General features: G+C 62.7%; 22 protein-coding genes. 10 read left to right on the top strand and 12 right to left on the bottom strand.

The annotated features are described in order from the left end of the window. Positions 1–9 precede the first annotated feature (9 nt). Positions 10–639 carry a TetR/AcrR family transcriptional regulator gene (locus LDN70_RS01900; protein WP_142936973.1) on the top strand — a complete coding sequence of 210 codons (630 nt, stop codon included), beginning with the start codon at positions 10–12 and terminating at the stop codon, positions 637–639. Between the two features lie 7 nt (positions 640–646). Here LDN70_RS01900 and LDN70_RS01895 read toward each other — a convergent pair whose 3' ends face one another. The 4 genes from LDN70_RS01895 to LDN70_RS01880 form a co-directional block, all read right to left on the bottom strand. Then, positions 647–958 carry an AzlD domain-containing protein gene (locus LDN70_RS01895; protein WP_142936974.1) on the bottom strand — a complete coding sequence of 104 codons (312 nt, stop codon included), beginning with the start codon at positions 956–958 and terminating at the stop codon, positions 647–649. Beyond that, positions 955–1,707 carry an AzlC family ABC transporter permease gene (locus tag LDN70_RS01890; protein ID WP_223941554.1) on the bottom strand — a complete coding sequence of 251 codons (753 nt, stop codon included), beginning with the start codon at positions 1,705–1,707 and terminating at the stop codon, positions 955–957. Before LDN70_RS01890 ends, LDN70_RS01895 begins: the two co-directional genes overlap by 4 nt. After that, complete coding sequence (locus LDN70_RS01885) at positions 1,704–2,138, bottom strand: DoxX family protein (protein ID WP_142936976.1); 435 nt, start codon at positions 2,136–2,138, stop codon at positions 1,704–1,706. Before LDN70_RS01885 ends, LDN70_RS01890 begins: the two co-directional genes overlap by 4 nt. A gap of 98 nt (positions 2,139–2,236) precedes the next feature. Continuing rightward, complete coding sequence (locus LDN70_RS01880; protein WP_223941553.1) at positions 2,237–3,124, bottom strand: glycerophosphodiester phosphodiesterase family protein; 888 nt, start codon at positions 3,122–3,124, stop codon at positions 2,237–2,239. A gap of 50 nt (positions 3,125–3,174) precedes the next feature. Here LDN70_RS01880 and LDN70_RS01875 point away from each other — a divergent pair, with 50 nt between their 5' ends. Together LDN70_RS01875 and LDN70_RS01870 are read left to right on the top strand one after the other, a co-directional pair. Further along, on the top strand, positions 3,175–4,521 hold the full coding sequence (locus LDN70_RS01875) for a DUF445 domain-containing protein (protein ID WP_223941552.1): 1,347 nt from the start codon (positions 3,175–3,177) through the stop codon (positions 4,519–4,521). A 40-nt stretch (positions 4,522–4,561) separates the two neighbouring features. Further along, positions 4,562–4,990 carry a VOC family protein gene (locus LDN70_RS01870; RefSeq protein ID WP_142936979.1) on the top strand — a complete coding sequence of 143 codons (429 nt, stop codon included), beginning with the start codon at positions 4,562–4,564 and terminating at the stop codon, positions 4,988–4,990. Positions 4,991–5,080: 90 nt separating this feature from the next. On the opposite strand, the gene LDN70_RS01865 is transcribed toward LDN70_RS01870, so the two are convergent. The 3 genes from LDN70_RS01865 to LDN70_RS01855 are packed head-to-tail and all read right to left on the bottom strand — an operon-like array spanning position 5,081 to position 7,477. Next, entirely contained in the window at positions 5,081–5,890 is an 810-nt protein-coding gene (locus LDN70_RS01865; RefSeq protein ID WP_223941551.1) for a 5-oxoprolinase subunit C family protein, read from the bottom strand. A gap of 35 nt (positions 5,891–5,925) precedes the next feature. Further along, a complete protein-coding gene (locus LDN70_RS01860; protein WP_223941550.1) occupies positions 5,926–6,675 on the bottom strand; it encodes a LamB/YcsF family protein in 750 nt (249 codons plus the stop codon). Continuing rightward, positions 6,659–7,477 (bottom strand): hypothetical protein, encoded by an 819-nt coding sequence (locus LDN70_RS01855; protein WP_166841135.1) that lies wholly within the window; start codon positions 7,475–7,477, stop codon positions 6,659–6,661. The genes LDN70_RS01860 and LDN70_RS01855 overlap by 17 nt, the downstream gene beginning before the upstream one ends. 199 nt (positions 7,478–7,676) lie before the next feature. Between LDN70_RS01855 and LDN70_RS01850 the strand changes: the two genes are divergently transcribed. Further along, entirely contained in the window at positions 7,677–7,844 is a 168-nt protein-coding gene (locus LDN70_RS01850; RefSeq protein ID WP_165450140.1) for a hypothetical protein, read from the top strand. Positions 7,845–7,922: 78 nt separating this feature from the next. Further along, positions 7,923–9,239 (top strand): MFS transporter, encoded by a 1,317-nt coding sequence (locus LDN70_RS01845; RefSeq protein WP_223941549.1) that lies wholly within the window; start codon positions 7,923–7,925, stop codon positions 9,237–9,239. A gap of 31 nt (positions 9,240–9,270) precedes the next feature. Here the strand turns inward: LDN70_RS01845 and LDN70_RS01840 are convergent, their stop codons facing one another. Next, the gene (locus LDN70_RS01840) at positions 9,271–9,651 is read right to left on the bottom strand and encodes an META domain-containing protein (RefSeq protein ID WP_223941548.1); all 381 of its coding nucleotides are present in this window, start codon (positions 9,649–9,651) and stop codon (positions 9,271–9,273) included. Positions 9,652–10,019: 368 nt separating this feature from the next. Here LDN70_RS01840 and LDN70_RS01835 point away from each other — a divergent pair, with 368 nt between their 5' ends. Then, positions 10,020–10,313, top strand: coding sequence for a hypothetical protein (locus tag LDN70_RS01835; protein WP_142936985.1), 294 nt, complete (start codon positions 10,020–10,022; stop codon positions 10,311–10,313). 14 nt (positions 10,314–10,327) lie between these two features. Here the strand turns inward: LDN70_RS01835 and LDN70_RS01830 are convergent, their stop codons facing one another. After that, on the bottom strand, positions 10,328–11,065 hold the full coding sequence (locus tag LDN70_RS01830; RefSeq protein ID WP_142936986.1) for a GAF and ANTAR domain-containing protein: 738 nt from the start codon (positions 11,063–11,065) through the stop codon (positions 10,328–10,330). A 135-nt stretch (positions 11,066–11,200) separates the two neighbouring features. On the opposite strand from LDN70_RS01830, the gene LDN70_RS01825 reads away from it, so the two are divergent. Next, positions 11,201–11,410, top strand: coding sequence for a hypothetical protein (locus tag LDN70_RS01825; protein ID WP_142936987.1), 210 nt, complete (start codon positions 11,201–11,203; stop codon positions 11,408–11,410). A 70-nt stretch (positions 11,411–11,480) separates the two neighbouring features. Here the strand turns inward: LDN70_RS01825 and LDN70_RS01820 are convergent, their stop codons facing one another. After that, a complete protein-coding gene (locus LDN70_RS01820; RefSeq protein WP_142936988.1) occupies positions 11,481–11,702 on the bottom strand; it encodes a hypothetical protein in 222 nt (73 codons plus the stop codon). A 248-nt stretch (positions 11,703–11,950) separates the two neighbouring features. Then, positions 11,951–13,213 carry a helix-turn-helix transcriptional regulator gene (locus LDN70_RS01815; protein WP_223941547.1) on the bottom strand — a complete coding sequence of 421 codons (1,263 nt, stop codon included), beginning with the start codon at positions 13,211–13,213 and terminating at the stop codon, positions 11,951–11,953. Between the two features lie 138 nt (positions 13,214–13,351). Between LDN70_RS01815 and hxlB the strand changes: the two genes are divergently transcribed. Continuing rightward, positions 13,352–13,948, top strand: coding sequence for a 6-phospho-3-hexuloisomerase (hxlB, locus tag LDN70_RS01810; protein ID WP_223941546.1), 597 nt, complete (start codon positions 13,352–13,354; stop codon positions 13,946–13,948). Between the two features lie 75 nt (positions 13,949–14,023). Continuing rightward, entirely contained in the window at positions 14,024–14,647 is a 624-nt protein-coding gene (hxlA, locus tag LDN70_RS01805; protein ID WP_142936991.1) for a 3-hexulose-6-phosphate synthase, read from the top strand. Between the two features lie 128 nt (positions 14,648–14,775). On the opposite strand, the gene ilvD is transcribed toward hxlA, so the two are convergent. Continuing rightward, positions 14,776–16,638 (bottom strand): dihydroxy-acid dehydratase, encoded by a 1,863-nt coding sequence (ilvD, locus tag LDN70_RS01800; RefSeq protein ID WP_223941545.1) that lies wholly within the window; start codon positions 16,636–16,638, stop codon positions 14,776–14,778. 86 nt (positions 16,639–16,724) lie between these two features. On the opposite strand from ilvD, the gene LDN70_RS01795 reads away from it, so the two are divergent. Next, complete coding sequence (locus LDN70_RS01795; RefSeq protein WP_223941544.1) at positions 16,725–17,558, top strand: helix-turn-helix transcriptional regulator; 834 nt, start codon at positions 16,725–16,727, stop codon at positions 17,556–17,558. The last annotated feature ends 2 nt before the right edge of the window (positions 17,559–17,560 follow it).

Below are 17,560 nucleotides of genomic sequence, written 5' to 3'. Positions count from 1 at the left end.
CTGACAAGCATGGAACAGCCCTCTGAACGCAAGCCCCTCAGGGCCGACGCCGCACGAAACGTGGACAAAATCATCACTGCCGCCCGGCAGTGCTTCCGGGAACACGGCCCGGAAGTACCGCTTCAGACCATTGCCGCCACCGCTGGAGTTGGCCCCGCAACGCTGTTCCGCAACTTCTCGGACAAAGAGCAACTGGTGCTCGCAGCACTCTCACGTCAATTGCGGCTGCACGTAGACCCGGTAGCCGCTGAAGCAGCGCAAGGTATGGACGCTGCCGAAGGACTCATCAAAGTCATCGACGCCGTGATGCAGGTAGCGAGCGAGGACGCGAACCTTCTTGGCGCCGTTGCCGGCAGACGCGGGCTCCTGATTGGAATCACCCGGGGCATCATCGGTTCCATGGAATTCCTCCTCAAGCGCGGTCAGGACCAAGGCTCCCTGCGGCGCGATATCACCATTGAGGACATGGTCCGGCTCGTCGCCATGCTGATCGGCGCCGTGGACACCATGGAACCTGGATCAGCGGCGTGGAAGCGTCCCGTGGCATTGATTGAAGACGCTATCCGGACCGAGCGGCCGTCCCGGCCTCTTCCGGAACAGTCCGCCATACCCGGCGTGACGCTGACCGAAGTTCACTAACCGCGTTCTACCCCCAGCCCAGCAGCCGCAGCAATGCTGCGGCTGCTGCACCTGAAATCACGACGACGAGGAACGGCGCGCGCAGCCACAGCGCGACGGCGGCAGCAACCAACGCGCCCATGCGGGCATCGAGGACCAGGCCTTGTCCCGACGCCACGGCGTTCACCACGGTCAGGGATGCCAGCAAGCCAATGGTCATGGTCCCGGCGACGTGCATGATCCTCGGGCTCTCCAGTAACTTGGCCGGAACAAAGTAGCCCACCAGCTTGGTCAGATACGCCAGCGCACAGGCAATGAGGATCCACAGCCAGAGGTTCATTTTCCGCCCCCGCGCTGGTGCTTCTCCGCATACGGATCCACGTCCGGTTCCAGACCTTCATCCAAACGTGCGTGGCTGAACCAGCCGATCACTCCGGCCACAACTGCGGCCACCAGAATGGGAACACCCGAAGGAACAAACGGCACGGCCAGGATAGTCGCAAGCGCACAGGCAGCGGCGATCGCCCAGGGTTCGCGTCCCTTCAAGCGTGGCCACAACAGAGCCAGGAACGCCGCAACGGCAGCCCCATCCAAGCCCCACTGTTTGGGATCACCCATGGCGTCACCAGCCAACGCACCAATGGCCGTAAAAATATTCCACAAGATGAATATTCCGATTCCGGCTGTCCAAAACCCGCGTCGTTGTTCGTCGGGATCCGACTGACCGGACGCCGTCGCCGTCGATTCATCTATGGTGATGTGCGCGGAAACGTAACGTTTCCACCCGCTGGGGCGGAGCATGGCGTTGATCTGCATTCCGTAAATGCCGTTGCGAAGACCCAGCAACGCGCTGGCTGTCATGGCCGCAACTCCGGAGCCGCCGCCGGCAACCACGCCAATGAAGGCGAACTGCGAACCGCCGCTGAATAGCAGGAGGCTCAGCACCATCGTCTGCCAGAAATCAAATCCCGACGCCACCGCCAGGGCACCGAAAGACACCCCGTAGAGGCCGGTCGCAATGCTCAGGGACAGCGCCACCTTGAAGGCCGGTGATTCCCTGAGCTTCATGGGAGGAGCACTGCTGCTCATTTCCGCAGGCTCCAGGACCACAGGATGAGCGGAATCTGCAGAGGCAAGCGGAGTGTGTGGATGCGCCGTTCGGCAGCCGTGCCCTTCGGACCGTAGGCGCGTCGCAGAGCGTCTATATGCCCCGCAAGGAATGCAGTGAACATCGCTGTAGTGGCATCCGCGGCAACCTTACGGGTGCCGGGGATCAGGAGGCCGACGCCGGCAGTCACCTCAAGCAGGCCCGACGTGGCGATCCATTCCTCGCGTGACATCACTGCCAGCGGGCCGTTCGGACGACTGCCGGGCTCATCCTTGCGGCACAGGTAATCCGGAACCACCGGGTAATAGAACCTGGGCGTGCGGAAGTGCTTCGCGGCGCTGGCCAGAAGCAATGCGCTCAGAGCGACTGCGGAGGTGGTTCGGGTTGCTTGGGCTGACCAGCGAAAAGACATGAGACCACTCAATCACAGGCAGGGTGGCACCCAAAGCCGGACCCAACTGAGTCGCAGCAGAGCGCGTTTTGACCGCTCAAAACGCGCTCTGCTGCGATCTACTTGGACACCATCAACTGTGCGAGCACCTGGGCCGGCTTGTTGGTGGTGATCTCGTGGATGCCGAGTCCCTGACACAGGGCCACGTCCTTCTCCGAGTCAACGGTCCACACCCGGAAGATGCGGCCCGCCTCCAACCAGCGCTGAACGTTGCGCGCGTGCTCACGTACGTACTCGATGCCAGGGCCCGCAATACCTACCAAGCCCTCATCCAGTACACGCTCCGCATCCTCTTGAGTTGCCCTCATGACGTTGGCTACAGCCCCGCCGGTAAAGAATCCCAGACCAAACTCCTCACGAATTTCCTTCGCCGTGAAATTGTCCACCAACTGGCAGACGTGCTTCCCGGGAACGGTCTCCAGCAGGCGCCCCACCGAGTCCGAGTCGAAGCTCATGAAGGAGATGTGGATGTTTTCCAGCCGTGACTCCTCCGGCGTCCAGCCCTCCTCTTCCAACAGGGCAAGAACACGATCTTCAAGTTTCAGTCCGTAGGGACTCGGGTGTTTGAGTTCAATGGCCAGGCCAATTTCGCGTCCAGCCTCACACAAAATGTCCAGCAGGTCCGGCAACGTGAGGAACTGATCCGACACACCCCCATAAGCCTCAGGGATCCGCGCACCCTTCCATGAGGAGAAGTCCAAGGCGCGAAGTTCCTCAAGAGTGCGCTCCGCAACCGGGCCTGTCCCGGTGGACGTGCGGTCCAGGTCTGCGTCGTGGAGCAAGACGAGATGCTGGTCCCGGGTCAGGTGGATGTCGCACTCCACGCCGTCGGCGCCATCGGCAATGGCCTTCAAATAGGCGGCCCGGGTGTGCTCGGCAAACGCAGCACTGGCGCCGCGATGTGCGTAGACCTTGGGCCGGCTTGGGGCGAAGTCGTCGCTAGTCATGCAGACACGTTAGCCCACACCGCTGCATGCTCGGGGGCTACGCTGGGCTAATGCAGGTGAACTCTGAACGAATCCCAACCGAAGACCTCACCAACCCCAATTCCACGGCAGGTTCCGCTTCCGCACGCGGCCGTTCCGCCGTCGTCGAACTGTCCGCTGGCGACATGGAAAAAGCGGCCGCGTTGCTCCGCATGAAACGGTTGGCCTTGGCGCTGCTGATCGCGATGGCGGTGATCTTCACGGTGGCGTTCGCGTTCCAGAAGCAGTATCCGTGGCTGGAATACGTCCGGGCGGCGGCCGAAGGCGGCATGGTGGGCGCACTGGCCGACTGGTTCGCCGTCACCGCGCTGTTCAAGTACCCCATGGGTCTGAAAATTCCGCACACAGCCATCATTCCGCGTCGCAAGGACCAGATCGGTGAATCGCTCAGCGACTTCGTGGAGAGCAACTTCCTGTCCCAAGAGGTTGTGCAGGACAAGTTGGCGAGCATTGACATTGCCCGCAAGGCAGGCCGCTGGTTGTCGGCCCCGGGCGGTGCAGAGCGCGTGGCCAAGGAAGGCGGCGCGGTGATCCGTGGCGCCTTCACCGTACTGAATGACGACGATGTACAGGCGGTCATCGAGGGCATGGTCCGCAAGCACCTGCTCACCCCGCCATGGGGACCACCCGTGGGCCGCATGGCCGAACGGATCTTCGCTGACGGCCACCACCACACTTTGGTTGACCTCCTGGTAGACCGTGCGGCCGACTGGGTGGACGCCAACCATGCAACGGTGAACCGGCTCGTCTCGGATCGCTCACCCCTGTGGGTGCCGACGTTCGTGGACGGCCTGGTTGGTGACCGGGTTTACGTGGAACTATCCAAATTTGTTCGCGCTGTGCAGGCGGACCAAAACCACCAAGTACGGCAATCGATCGACGCCTACCTTGCAGACCTGGCCCAGGACCTGCAGCATGATCCCGCCATGATCGAGCGTGCCGAGTCCATCAAGGCACAGATCCTTGGCGACCCCGAGGTCCGCGAACTGGCGTCCCGCACGTGGGGAACGGTAAAGACTGCGCTGCTCAACGCCGTCGACGATCCCCACAGCGAACTGAGCCAGCGCTTCAAGAGTGCCGTCCGCGACTTTGGCACGCGCCTGGTCAACGATGACGAACTGGCCGGCAAGGTGAACACCTGGATTGGCGATGCTGCCGGGTACCTGGTGAATACGTATCGCTCGGACATCGCTGGCGTCATCTCCGATACCGTAGCCCGCTGGGACGCCGAGGAAACATCGCAAAAGATCGAGCTTCAGGTGGGCAAAGATCTTCAATACATCCGCATCAACGGAACCGTGGTGGGCGCCCTGGCCGGCTTGGCGATCTTCACTGTGGCGCATCTGCTCTTTGGCTAAGGCGCTGGAGCTATGAAGTCTGCCTTGGTAGCTTCAACGCATGCCTATCAAACTTGAAAACGTCGGTATTGCGGTTCGGGATCTCGAAGAAACCATCGCCTTCTTCACGGATCTGGGGCTCACAGTCTTGGGCCGGGATACGGTCAGCGGTCAGTGGGCCGACACCGCCGTGGGGTTGGACGGCAACCACGCAAAAATCGCGGTGCTCCAAACCCCGGACGGCACGGGCCAACTTGAGCTCTTCGAATACCTGCACCCTGACGCGATAGAGACAGATCCCACCCTTCCCAACGAGATCGGCATGCATCGCGTGGCTTTCTCGGTTGACGACATCGACCACGCCCTTGAGATAGCCGCCAAGCACGGATGCCACCCGCTGCGCGGTGTGGCGAACTACCAGGACGTCTACAAGCTCACGTATCTTCGCGGCCCCAGCGGGATTCTGGTCATGCTGGCGCAGAAACTTTAAAGGGAGACACGTCCATGCCACGCACCCTGATTGGGAACATGTGCTGTGGCACCCGGACGCGGTTCTGTGGGCGGAGCTGAGCTTTCCCCCTCAGCCCAAAAGATGCACCATTTGTCCAGGCCTGGCTTGGCCGATCAGGTCCAGGTCCTCATCCCGGACCACTGCGATGACCGGGGACTCGGCAGTACCCGGGTGGCCGGCCAGGGCAACAACAGGAAGGCCCGACGGCGGCAGCAGGACAGAGCCCGATATTCGCGGTTGGGGTTGGCCTGATTCCGTAGCGGCATCCAAAGAAGCGGCAGCACCGTCAAGTGGTCGGCCAGCGAGCCGCGCACCCACCCGATCCGATTTCGGCGAGAGAATCCAGGGTTCACTGGTCAATCGAAGCCACGTACCGGCGTCGAAGTTCGTTGCCTGCGGCCCGCGCGAAATCCTGACCACCACCGGGCGTTCCGGATCCAAAGCACGCCGGGCAGGGTGGTTCACGTCGGGGAAACCATAACCATGCGGGCGTCCGAACTTTAAAGCCGCACCAGCGCGCAGCGCCTTTCCTTGTGGGGCCTCTCCTTGCGCCGACAGTCCGCCCTGGACCGCCAGGTAGTAGCGAATACCAAACAGGGCAGGGCCGAACTCAAGTACTGCTCCGGGCGGGACCCTAACGGCTTTGTTCAGCGGAAGTTCGTTGCCGTTGAGGGTTACCAGGCCCTCGGCACCGGTGACCGCCACAGCCGAGCCCGTCACGAACCTCAGCTTCAGCCCGCCCAGCAGCACCTCAAGTCCAGTGGCGGAGTCCGGGTTGCCCAAGAGGGCATTGGCCAAGCGCATGGACGCGCGGTCCAGTACGTGTTCAGGACCGAGAACCAGCGTGCTCGATCCCGGCTCCACCACCACCGCACCCATCGGACCTCCCCAGTCACACGTTTACGGACACGGATTTATGCGAACGCTTCAATCTCAACGCCGGCCTTCTCCAAGCCCTCCCGAACCGCAGCAGCCATGTTCACCGCGCCGGGCGTATCGCCGTGGATGCACAGCGAATCGGCCTGCACTGGCACCACTGTTCCGTCGATGGCCAGCACTTCCTTGCGTGTTGCCAGCCGCACGGCCTGGGCCACCACGGCTGCGGGGTCTTGCAGCACGGCGCCTTCCTGCGTACGCGGTACCAGGGTCCCGTCCGGCAGGTAAGCCCGGTCCACGAATGCTTCGCGGAACACCGGGTGCCCGGCTTCTTCGGCGAGCGTCAGCCACGCTGACCCTGGCAATCCGAGAACCGGCAGACCGGGATCGTAAGCATGGACGGCCGCCACCACGGCTTCTGCCTGCTCAGCGTCGCGGACAATCCTGTTGTAAAGCGCGCCGTGGGGCTTGACGTAGTCCACCGATGCTCCCACCGCGTGGGCCATGCCGTCGAGGGCACCAAGTTGGTAGAGAACGTCTCCGAACAACTCGTCAAAAGTCATGTCCATGGAACGCCGCCCGAAGCCGGCCAGGTCCCTGTACCCCACATGGGCGCCGACGCGGACATCCAGTTCGAACGCCGCACGGCAGCTGTCCAGCATGGTGAGGGGATCCCCGGCGTGAAATCCGCAGGCCACGTTGGCGCTGCTCACGATGCGGAACATCGAGGCGTCGTCCCCCATGGTCCAGGAGCCGAAGGACTCCCCGAGGTCAGCGTTCAGATCCACTGCTACCGCCTTCCAAAGTCGGGTTGTTCACGGTGTTCCTGGGAGCGTTTGGGAGCAGCTCGCCAGGGACGGTGTCCGGTAACGGGCCGAACGCTTCCTTGGCGGTGGACACCACAGCACGGCCCATCATCAGGTTGCCGCCGCCACCCACTACGGCGCCTATGCCGAACGGCAGGGCGCGTCCGAGGAACGCGGTTCCTTGCCGCTTCAGGAGGTTCTTCAGGAACGCACGCTGGATGGAGTCCCGGATGACTCCGAAGCCGCTTCCTGGAATCTTCTTGGTCAGCGTCCGGCCCCAGGCATTGGTCACGCCTTTGCCGCGCCCCAGCGATTGACCGCTCAGGGCACCCAGCATGGACGTGCCTTCTTCTCCCAGCATGATGGCCATGACCATGGTTTGCGCGCGCACAGGATCCGTCAGCCGAATGCCGTGCAGCTCCGCAAGCGACGACGCGTAGAGCGCTGTGGTCTCCAGGAAGCCCACGGTTGCGAGCGCGGATAGTCCCAGCGACGCCGCGGTTCCAATACCAGGCACGACGGCGGTAGCACCCACCGCCGCGCCCCCGCCGGAGATGGCCAGCAGGTAGTGGCGCTCCAGCTTGGCGGCCAGCTGCGCCGGTGAATCATTGGGGTGCCTCCGTTGGAGCCGGCGGAGGTTGGCCAGGACCAGGGGTCGCTGGACTTCCACAGCCTTCAGCAGCATATTGTGCACTCCGGGCTTGGTGTTGCCTTCAGCGTCAAAGACTGCGTTGTGGGCTGTTTCCTGGGCGATCTTCACCGCCGGGTTGGGGCGCTTGGGCATCTTCACCTCTCCTTGGCAGTTAGTCGTTTCACGGGGAACTGCTTGCTTCAGCCTATGCCACGCCCTCGCTTTGCGAGACACGGTAAAGGCCGTATGTGGACAGTATTCCGCGGAGAGCGGACCCCCATCGACCATCCTCCGGGCGTAAACTGGGATGCACTCACGGAAGCAGTCCAATCAAGGACAGGGAGTATCCGTTATGAACGCCTCGGACAGGAACGAACATGCCGTCCGGCACCACGCCGACACACCGGCGGAGGGTGAAACTGAAGGCTGGGTTCCGCACGATACCGGTTTGCACAGCCAGGACCCCGCAGAAGGTGCGGACATCGACGACGACGACGCGCCGCCGTCGGGCGCTTCCTAACTGGAGTTTCCTCCCGGACCCGGGTTCGGTAACCGGGGTGCCAGGCACGCCACCAACACACAGGTTTAGGCTAGTGAAATGGCCTCGCTGAGAGCGTTGCGTCCCTTTGCACACCGGGAATTCCGGGTGTTGATTTCCGCGCTGTCCATTTCCATCTTCGGCTCCGGTATGTGGGCGGTGGCGATGGTTTATGAGGTGATACACCTTGGCGGCGGCCCGCTTGAACTGTCCTTGGTGGCCACCGCAGCCAGCATCGGGTTGGTGGGCTTCGTCCTGGCCGGTGGCATCGCGGCGGACCGGTTCCCGCAGCGGCTCCTGATCATCGCGGTGGAGGGCGCCAATCTGGCTGTCATTGCCACCATCACAGCGCTTGCCATGTTCAATGTCATTGAACTGTGGCATCTGGCCGTGGGTGCTTTCGTCATAGGTGTGGGCCAGGCATTCTTCTTCCCCGCGTATTCGGCCATGCTCCCGCGGATCCTGCCCGCCGACGATCTCCTGGCGGCAAATGGCCTGGAAGGAACAGTTCGGCCGGTTTTGCAGCAGGCGGCCGGTCCGGCCATCGCGGGAATCCTGGTGGCAGTGCTGTCCCCGGCCCATGCAGTGGCCGGGGTGGCCGTTTGCCACCTGCTGGCGTTTGGGATGGTGAACCTCCTGAGCCGTCAAGCGCCACTCGCTCCAGGCCGGGGTGACGCTGGACCGGACGCTGCAGCGACTGGCAAGTCCTCACTATTGAAGGACCTTCGGGAGGGATTCAGCTATACCATCCGCACGCCGTGGCTTCTGTGGACCCTTATCTGGGCGTGTTTGTCCGTGCTTTTCCTGATCGGTCCCATCGAGGTCCTGCTTCCGTTCGTGGTCCGCGATCAATTGGGCGGCGACTCGAGGACGTTCGGCTTCCTGCTGGCAGTTATGGGAGTAGGCAGCGCCGCGGCCGCGCTGGCCACGGCAACGTTCCGCCTTCCCCGACGCTATCTGACCGTGATGGTGGTGACGTGGGGGTTGGGAAGCCTGCCGGTTGCCGCGATCGGATTCATGGACAATTTCTGGGTGCTCGGCGCCGCGATGCTCGTCTTCGGTGCCACCGAGGGAGTTGGCATGGTCATCTGGGGGACCCTGCTGCAACGGCGAGTGCCACGGCATTTACTGGGCCGGATTTCGAGCCTGGACTTCTTCGTTTCGCTGGCCTTGATGCCGGTGTCCATGGCGCTGGCCGGGCCCATGGCCGAGGTAATTCCTATCTGGCTCATCTTCTTCGTTGCCGGTTTGGTGTGCCCCATCATGGCCTTCGTGGCGCTCTTCGCAGCACGCATGATGACCGACGAGATTGAGAACCCCTTGTCCTCCAGCACCGCGGATCCGGAATCTGCAGACACCCAGCCGGACTCCGTATAGTTCGCTGCCTCGGGCTCCAATCGGGTTTCGGTTACTTGCCGGGAGCGAGCGTCCCGATCACATCCCCGCCCTGGCCGAACACAGCCAACTTTCCGTCTTCCTGGATCTTGGCCGTCGCGGCCTGCGAAAGCCAGGTATCGACGCCCTCGCAGGCCATGCGGGTGGACGCGAAACCTCCGAACGAGATGGTCTTGCCGTCCTCTTTCCACGTTCCCATGAGCCTGTTGCAGCCATCTGTTCCGGTGGCACTGCCATCTGAGGTGAGGTCCAGGGAGGGTTGCTTGGAATCGCTGGTGTCACCCCAGACACCGACGAAAGGACTGGTGCCGCTTCCGGCGCAGCCTGCCATCACGATGGCTGCAATGAATGCCAGGGAAACAGCGCGGAGGATGCGGGGCTGGGTGTGCGCCATGCGGTCAGTCTAGGTTTGCGCAATCCGGCCGTCTACCGGATCGTGCGGTCGGCCGCGACTCAGACGACCGACCGCACTAGCCCGGTTTACGCAGTGATGGCGCCCCGGGCGGGCCCCAGAACCCGCCACACCCACCACTGCTAACTCCGTCGGTGAACCGCAACGCGGCCGAAAAGGGCAACGGCGCAGAGCGCGATTCAACGACATGGGCACTGGATATGTGCTCTGACCTGCGGAAACGTGATGCAGAATTCGGATTAAAGTTTCAGCTCCAAAGAAACACGCCAAAATTGCCGACACTTTCCGGCTTTTCACAACACTCATCAGCAGTAGGAAAAGTGAGTAAATGACGCCCCGCAGGAGCAAATATGAAACTATCTCAAAGTCCGGCCTTCGTAACCACCCTGTCATTGACGGAACAGTCGGACATCCACCTTCTGTTCATGGCCGGTTTGGTCTTCGTTGCAGGCCTCGCCGGGTTGGGCACTGTTAGCCTGCTCCTGCTGCTTGCACCTTTTGCCACGCTCTTTCTGGGGCGCACCAGGCCCCGCAGGCTTGCCACAGTTTCCACCGCCCCTGCCCGCAAGCCCGACGGCGGTGCGCCGCGACCGCCGTCGTCACTTGGCGGCGGCAAGCAAGGGGCCGCTTGCACTGACCACTAGTCGTCAGAGCGCAACTAGTCGTCAAAGCGCAACTGATTGTCAGTACTGCCACTGAGGTTGGCGATGATTTCCGAGGCAACGGCGTGCAGTTTTTGGTTTCGGTGGCTTGACGCCTTGGTCAGCACGCTGAAGGCTTCGTCCTGGTTGCAACGGTTCTGGGCCATGATGACACCACATGCGAGGTCAATGACTGTTCTGGAGGACATCGCCGTCTTGAGGTCGGCGTTGAGCTGCTCCACCGCTTCGATCCTGATGGCCAGACGCAACGTGCTGCCCACTACATCGGCGAAGGCGGTAGCTTCAGCAATCACAGCATCCGTAAAGATGCCCGCTGTGGGTGCAAAGAAGTTGATGACCGCTTGAGATGTCTCGCCCAAGTCCATGGGAACGCCCAACGCACTGCGGACGCCCTCAGCTGCGAGCGCTCTGCTGTAAAGCGGCCATTTTGTGTCTGTGGCGACGTCAGCCAGAAGCACAGGATGCCCGGCGTCGAGGGCTTCCAAACAGGGTCCCTGCTGAAGTTCCTGTTCGATTTTGTCCAGCTGCACGGCCCTCTCGCTGCTGCCGGCAACTGTGGCGGTGCGTTTGCGCCGGCGCAGCGTCAAAGCGCAGTCGATGTTTTCGCCTGCTACCTTGCTCATCGCATCGCGGGCAAAGCCGGTCACCGCGTTCAAAATCCCGTGGATGTCGGAACTACCGACCACCAGCTCGTGCAGGCTTCTGATGTGTTCAGCATTTGCAGTGGGTTCCATGAGCCTAATCGTAGGAACACTTCGGCTTCCCGTCACCCATTGCCCGGGAATCCGAGCAGAAGGTATGGTTCATAAGTAAGGAACCTGATTAATCCACTCCGAGAGCGACCCGCCGCTTGCAACGGGACACCTGCCATGGAAGATCCACGCAAAACAGCGAGAGAGCTCATACGAAACCGGACCATAGATCTCGAAGACCTATGGATCAGGTACTGGGCCGAGGGAGGGAATGCTCCCGTCCTCGAGCTTGACGCCTACGTCTTTGAGATTCAGGAACGGCACCCCTTCGAGCTGCGGATATTGTCCTGGGCACTCGAAGACCTCGGCATCGACGCGCCACTCTGACCGGAAGCACCGTAACAGTCAGCGGACGACGGCGGGGACCTCCCGCCGTCGTCCGCTGATGCGGTGCGAGTTAGCCGGCTTTACCAGCCAGCGCGACCAGCACGCCGGCGGTGGCGAAATACTTATTGCTCCCGAGGTCCCTGACGGTCTTGATACCCAGTTCAGCGAGAAGTTCGCTGTGCTTGTCGGTAAGTCCGGCGAGCGCCGACGGCGGGGCCGCCAGGATTTCGTCAAGGGTGGAGTTCTCGTAGGCTTTATCGAGTGCTTTGCCCAATTCAACAGAAACAGCCAAGGCATTTCCTTTCATCGATACGGAACAATTGCAAACGTGCTGTAGAACATTAGCCCCTTTAGCTAAGCAACCTGCCAATTGAGGCAATGCGCCAATTGACGATCCGGGGCCGCATAACGATCAAGATAGCCCACAATGAGGCGCATTTGACCCCCGCGCCCCAAGGGAAATAAATATTCTCTGCCATCACCGGTCGGCGAATCGCTCAGCGTGTCCGCAGATGCGCCGACGCAAGGAAGTAAGTACAGCTAGCGAAGTCCGGCCGAGTGCGCCAAGGCAATCGCCTCTGCCCTGGAACGCACGTCGAGTTTTCGGAAGAGGTTACGGATGTGAAACTTCACCGTGTTTTCGCTGATATGAAGAGCGCCCGCGATGCTCCGGTTCCGCTGCCCAGCGGTGAGCAACTGCAGAACTTCCAGCTCCCTCGGCGCCAGATCCCAGGCGGCAACGTCACCAATGGGCGCTGCCGGCGGGTCCAGCGGCAAGACCACGGAGATATCCGCACCCCACCCCTGCATCACGTCAAGGGACATCCGCCCATCAACGGCCTGCACCCGCTGCTGCAACCGGGTGATGCTGGGCGAGTCCGGAGTGAGGGCTCCAAGGCCGTCGTCGCGCACGTTGATCAGCAGGTTCTCACCGTCGCAGTCCCACTGCGCACGGACGCGCCGGACATCCGGCTGCTCCGCGATGGCCAACACAAGGCCGCGAACGACGGCGCGGGCAGCATGGGCTACTTCGCCAGGCAGAGCACGCCCGTTGGCGGGCGGCTCGATGAACTGAATGTCGATATTGCTGAAGTGCATCAAGGGCCGAAGATCCTCGCGAAGCCGCTCGAACGCAGTCACCACCGGCTCTTCCACAAGATCGCTGGTCCGGTCGCTAACCGTCCGCAGGTCCACCAAAGCCTTGACCGCGAGGTCCGTCACTGAGGTTCGGGCCGCGGCGTCGTCCATGGAGGTCGACCGCAGGGCCGCCAGCAGGGTTTCCAGAGTGGTGGAGTGCTGGTCGATCAACTCGGCCGTCACACGGATCCGCTCAGCGGATGCCGCCCGCGATTCCAAAAGGTACGACGGCGGCGCGTCGGTTACTTTCTCCTGGATGCGTCGGGCGGTGAGTCGCCAAAGATAGCTGAGCAGACGAAGTGCCTCCTCTTCCTTTTGCGGTCCTTCAACCGGCGAAGGGTCGGTCAGGACCAGGAGCGCCTGACTGGGCCCATAGCCCAAGGCGAGAACTTCCCGTTCCTCACCGGCGATGAGCGCGGAAGTGCGCCATGGGACCTCGCCGGGCATCGCCGACCTCAGCCGGTCCAGTTCGGCGATGGATACGCGGCTGACCACGCCTTCATCACCCGCCTTCTTCTGGGGCCGGCCGGTGCAGTCCTCGGTAAAGATCACCAGGGCACTGCTGGCGAGGAACGGGAGTGTGGCGGTGCGGAGGGCTTCGGCGATGCGGTTCAGCGGCGCGGCTGCCAGATCGCTAATGGAGTGGAGGAGTGCCCAGTTCTGCATCCGGCCAGCATACGTGCCCAGCCCCGGCAGAAACTACCCAAAGGGGTGGGAAGAGCCATCCCAAATCAGCGTTACGCCCACCCGGTTACTGCACCAAGCTGGAAGGGAAGCAGAACCACGGCAAGTAAAGGAGAGAGTGTGGACGCCGTAGTAGACAAGCCCTCCCTGAGCGCTACACCAGCCCAGGCCGCCCTCAACCTGTCCCTGATCCAGGACGAAATAGTGAGCACCACCAATGCAATCGACGCCCACCAGCTGGCGGCCCTGGCGGGCAGGATCCGCAGGGCGGAGCGGATCTTCCTTGCCGGCGCCGGCCGCAGCGGGTTGGTTCTCCGCATGGCGGCCATGCGCCTCATGCACCTGGGCTTGACGGTCCATGTTGCCGGGGACACCACCACACCTGCCATCACCTCCGGCGACCTCCTTGTGGTGGCCTCCGGCTCAGGGACCACCTCAGGCGTGGTCAAGGCAGCCGAAACAGCCATCGCCGCCGGCGCGGACGTGGCTGCTCTGACCACCAACCCGGGATCACCTTTGGCCGGCATGGCCGATGCATTGGTGATCATTCCCGCAGTGCAAAAGACCGATCACGGCTCCGGCCTTTCCCGCCAATACTCCGGCAGCCTGTTTGAGCAATCCCTCTTCCTGGCAACCGAAGCAGTGTTCCAAACCCTGTGGGAGAACACCGAAGAGCCCGCCGAGCAACTCTGGCTGCGCCACGCCAACCTCGAATAGCTCGCGCCAAAACCCGCTTCGCCCCAACACTCACCATCCGTTCCAAACGAAACCCTCCGAAAGAAAGAAGAACCCATGAAACTGCAGGTAGCACTGGACCTCCTCACCGTCGAGGACGCCCTTGACCTGGCCGGCAAGGTGGCCGAGCACGTGGACATCATCGAGCTCGGGACGCCGCTCATCAAGGCTGCCGGTTTGACCGCCGTCACCGCCATCAAGGATGCCCACCCCACCAAGATCGTCTTCGCCGACATGAAGACCATGGACGCCGGCGAGCTCGAAGCGGATATAGCGTTCAAGGCTGGAGCGGACCTCGTTTCGGTCCTGGGCACCGCTGACGACTCCACCATTGCCGGCGCGGTGAAAGCCGCCAAGGCGCACAACAAGGGCATCGTGGTAGACCTGATCGGCGTGGCGGACAAGGTGTCCCGGGCCAAGGAAGTTCGCGCGCTGGGCGCCAAGTTCGTCGAGTTCCATGCAGGCCTGGATGAGCAGGCACAGCCCGGTTACAACCTGCGCACCCTGCTCAACGCGGGCGAGGAAGCACGCGTCCCGTTCTCCGTGGCCGGCGGGGTGAATGCTGGGACCATCGCAGCAGTGCAACTGGCGGGCGCCGACGTCGCCGTCGCCGGCAGTGCCATCTACAGTGCCGCAGATCCGGAGCTGGCCGCGAAGGAACTGAAGGCAGCCATCAACTGATCCAGCCCTCAACGAAAACCGTCGACCTGCCCATCCGGGCAGGTCGACGGTTCTGTTGGCGCCGCACCGGCGTCGTACGTTGGTGAAGTACGACGACGGCAGGCGGCTTTCTGTTGAAAACGAAACCCTTAGAGGTTTTCCACCAGGGAGACGTCGCGGACTGCGCCCTTGTCTGCGGACAGCGCCATGGCGGCGTAGGCGCGCAGTGCGGGAGACACGTGGCGTTCGCGGTCCTTGGGCTTGTAGCCGCCGTTGACCAGGAGCTTTTCGCGGCGTTCGGCGAGGATCTCGTCGGAGACCTGCAACTGGAGGGAGCGCTGGGTGATGTCGATGCTGATGATGTCGCCGTTCTCCACCAGGGCGATGGTGCCGCCGGAGGCAGCTTCCGGGGAGATGTGCCCGATCGACAGGCCGGAGGTGCCGCCGGAGAAGCGGCCGTCCGTGATGAGGGCGCACTTCTTGCCCAGGCCGCGGCCCTTGAGGAACGAGGTTGGGTAGAGCATTTCCTGCATGCCGGGTCCACCTCTAGGTCCTTCGTAGCGGATCACCACCACGTCGCCTTCCTTGATGGTCTTGTTCAGGATCTTCTCCACGGCTTCGTCCTGTGACTCGCACACCACTGCGGGGCCTTCGAAGATCCAGATGGACTCGTCCACACCGGCAGTCTTCACCACGGCGCCGTCCGCTGCGACGTTGCCGCGCAGCACAGCCAAACCACCGTCCTTGGAGAACGCGTGCTCCACCGACCGGATGCAGCCATCTTCAGCGTCCGTGTCCAGGGAGGTCCATACGTTTGACTGCGAGAAAGCTGTGGAGGAACGGACGCCACCGGGAGCGGCGTGCCACAGCGCTTTGGCTTCTTCCGTTGCCTTGCCGCCGCGGACATCCCAGTCATCCAGCCAGCCGTCAAGGTCGTTGGAGTGCACCGAGTGGACGTTCTTGTGCAGGAGGCCGCCACGATTCAGCTCACCCAGCAGCGCCGGGATGCCGCCGGCACGGTGCACGTCTTCCATGTAATAGGTCTTGTTGCCGGCAACGTTCGGAGCCACCTTGGCCAGGCAGGGAACCTGGCGGGACTTGGCGTCCATTTCGGCCAGGCCGTAGTCCACGCCTGCTTCCTGGGCCGCAGCCAGCAAGTGCAGGATGGTGTTGGTGGAGCCGCCCATGGAGATGTCCAAGGCCATGGCGTTGTCGAAAGCCTCGGCAGTGGCGATGGAGCGCGGCAATACGGACTCGTCGTCGCCGTCGTAATAGCGCTTCACCAGCTCAACAATTGTTGAACCGGCTTTCTCGTACAGCGCTTTGCGGGCGGTGTGGGTGGCCAGCACGGAACCGTTGCCCGGCAGGGCCAGCCCGATCGCTTCGGCCAGGCAGTTCATGGAGTTGGCGGTGAACATGCCTGAGCAGGAGCCACAGGTGGGGCAGGCGTTCTCTTCGATCAGGTTGATGTCTTCATCTGAGATGGATTCGTCCACGGCGTCGGCAATCGCGTTCACCAGGTCAAGGGAGCGGACGGATCCGTCTGTCAGGGTCACGCGGCCGGCCTCCATGGGACCGCCGGAAACGAACACCACGGGGATGTTCAGGCGCAGGGCGGCCATGAGCATGCCCGGGGTGATCTTGTCGCAGTTGGAGATGCAGACCAGGGCATCAGCGCAGTGCGCGTTGACCATGTACTCAACGGAGTCGGCAATCAGGTCACGGGACGGCAGCGAGTAGAGCATGCCGGAGTGGCCCATGGCGATGCCGTCGTCCACGGCGATCGTGTTGAACTCGCGCGGCACGGCGCCTGCGGCGAGGATCGCGTCGGAGACGATCCGGCCCACTGGAGCGAGGTGGGTGTGGCCGGGGACAAACTCGGTGAAGGAGTTGGCGACGGCAATGATCGGCTTGCCGATGTCCGTGTTGGCAACGCCGGAGGCACGCAACAGCGCGCGGGCTCCGGCCATGTTGCGGCCGTGGGTGACAGTTCTTGAGCGTAGTGCAGGCATGAATACCATCCTGCTGTCGTTCGTCACAGCGCGGAAGACGGTGCTGCTACTAGTACTGAAAGTACCAGAGTAATAGTGTTGAGCTCGTGAAAGATGAGAGACGCAAAGAACTGGGACTGTTCCTCAGGACGCGCCGGACCCAGGCCCTGCGTTCCGATTACGGGTTGCCCCCGGTGGGCAGGTCCCGGGAACGCGGTCTCCGACGGGAAGAGATCGCCTTCCTCTCCGGGGTCAGCGTCACCTGGTACACCTGGCTGGAGCAGGGCCGGGACATCAGTCCCTCGCGGCAGGTCCTGGAATCCATAGCCCGCGCGCTGCACCTCTCGGACACCGGCCTAAGCTATGTGCTGTCCCTGGGTGGCTACTCCTCTGCCCTGCCCAAAGGACCCGTGGCGGCCGATGCCCCCGCCCATGTGCAACGGCTTCTGGACGCGCTGGACCCCAACCCCTCCTATGCGTTGTCCCCGGACTGGGGCGTGGCCGGGTGGAACCACGCCTATGAGGCGCTGTACCCCAACATAGGAACGTTCGACGCCGCGGACAGGAACCTGTTGTGGTTGGTGTTCACTGACCCCTATGTCCGGGACCTGCTCCCGGACTGGGACGTCACCAGCAAAAGGTTCCTTGCGGAGTTCCGGGCAGAAACCGGGCAGCGGCTGGGAGACCCGGACGTGGCCTACCAAGTGGAGCGGCTCAAGGAAGCCAGCCCGGAATTCCAGGAAAGTTGGGACCGCTACGACATCCTGGGCTTTGAGTCCCGCGAACGGCAGTTTCACCATCCCGCCGTCGGAGTGCTGCAGATGGAGCACCACCAGGTCTCGCCTTCGGACAGGCCGGACCTGCACATAGTGGTCTACACCCCGGCGCCGGGGAGCGACGCCGGGGAGCAGATGCAGCGGTTGATGGGGATGGGCACGTGATG

Source organism: Arthrobacter sp. StoSoilB22 (assembly GCF_019977315.1).
Lineage (GTDB): Bacteria > Actinomycetota > Actinomycetes > Actinomycetales > Micrococcaceae > Arthrobacter.
This window is presented reverse-complemented; position numbering and strand designations above follow the sequence as displayed.

What these genes read in the sequence shown, in the direction of transcription:
- LDN70_RS01900 (WP_142936973.1), top strand. Translation starts at nt 10, where the DNA reads ATGGAACAGCCCTCTGAACGCAAGCCCCTCAGGGCCGACGCCGCACGA.
- LDN70_RS01895 (WP_142936974.1), bottom strand. Translation starts at nt 958, where the DNA reads ATGAACCTCTGGCTGTGGATCCTCATTGCCTGTGCGCTGGCGTATCTG.
- LDN70_RS01890 (WP_223941554.1), bottom strand. Translation starts at nt 1,707, where the DNA reads ATGAGCAGCAGTGCTCCTCCCATGAAGCTCAGGGAATCACCGGCCTTC.
- LDN70_RS01885 (WP_142936976.1), bottom strand. Translation starts at nt 2,138, where the DNA reads ATGTCTTTTCGCTGGTCAGCCCAAGCAACCCGAACCACCTCCGCAGTC.
- LDN70_RS01880 (WP_223941553.1), bottom strand. Translation starts at nt 3,124, where the DNA reads ATGACTAGCGACGACTTCGCCCCAAGCCGGCCCAAGGTCTACGCACAT.
- LDN70_RS01875 (WP_223941552.1), top strand. Translation starts at nt 3,175, where the DNA reads ATGCAGGTGAACTCTGAACGAATCCCAACCGAAGACCTCACCAACCCC.
- LDN70_RS01870 (WP_142936979.1), top strand. Translation starts at nt 4,562, where the DNA reads ATGCCTATCAAACTTGAAAACGTCGGTATTGCGGTTCGGGATCTCGAA.
- LDN70_RS01865 (WP_223941551.1), bottom strand. Translation starts at nt 5,890, where the DNA reads ATGGGTGCGGTGGTGGTGGAGCCGGGATCGAGCACGCTGGTTCTCGGT.
- LDN70_RS01855 (WP_166841135.1), bottom strand. Translation starts at nt 7,477, where the DNA reads ATGCCCAAGCGCCCCAACCCGGCGGTGAAGATCGCCCAGGAAACAGCC.
- LDN70_RS01850 (WP_165450140.1), top strand. Translation starts at nt 7,677, where the DNA reads ATGAACGCCTCGGACAGGAACGAACATGCCGTCCGGCACCACGCCGAC.
- LDN70_RS01845 (WP_223941549.1), top strand. Translation starts at nt 7,923, where the DNA reads ATGGCCTCGCTGAGAGCGTTGCGTCCCTTTGCACACCGGGAATTCCGG.
- LDN70_RS01840 (WP_223941548.1), bottom strand. Translation starts at nt 9,651, where the DNA reads ATGGCGCACACCCAGCCCCGCATCCTCCGCGCTGTTTCCCTGGCATTC.
- LDN70_RS01835 (WP_142936985.1), top strand. Translation starts at nt 10,020, where the DNA reads ATGAAACTATCTCAAAGTCCGGCCTTCGTAACCACCCTGTCATTGACG.
- LDN70_RS01830 (WP_142936986.1), bottom strand. Translation starts at nt 11,065, where the DNA reads ATGGAACCCACTGCAAATGCTGAACACATCAGAAGCCTGCACGAGCTG.
- LDN70_RS01825 (WP_142936987.1), top strand. Translation starts at nt 11,201, where the DNA reads ATGGAAGATCCACGCAAAACAGCGAGAGAGCTCATACGAAACCGGACC.
- LDN70_RS01815 (WP_223941547.1), bottom strand. Translation starts at nt 13,213, where the DNA reads ATGCAGAACTGGGCACTCCTCCACTCCATTAGCGATCTGGCAGCCGCG.
- hxlA (WP_142936991.1), top strand. Translation starts at nt 14,024, where the DNA reads ATGAAACTGCAGGTAGCACTGGACCTCCTCACCGTCGAGGACGCCCTT.
- ilvD (WP_223941545.1), bottom strand. Translation starts at nt 16,638, where the DNA reads ATGCCTGCACTACGCTCAAGAACTGTCACCCACGGCCGCAACATGGCC.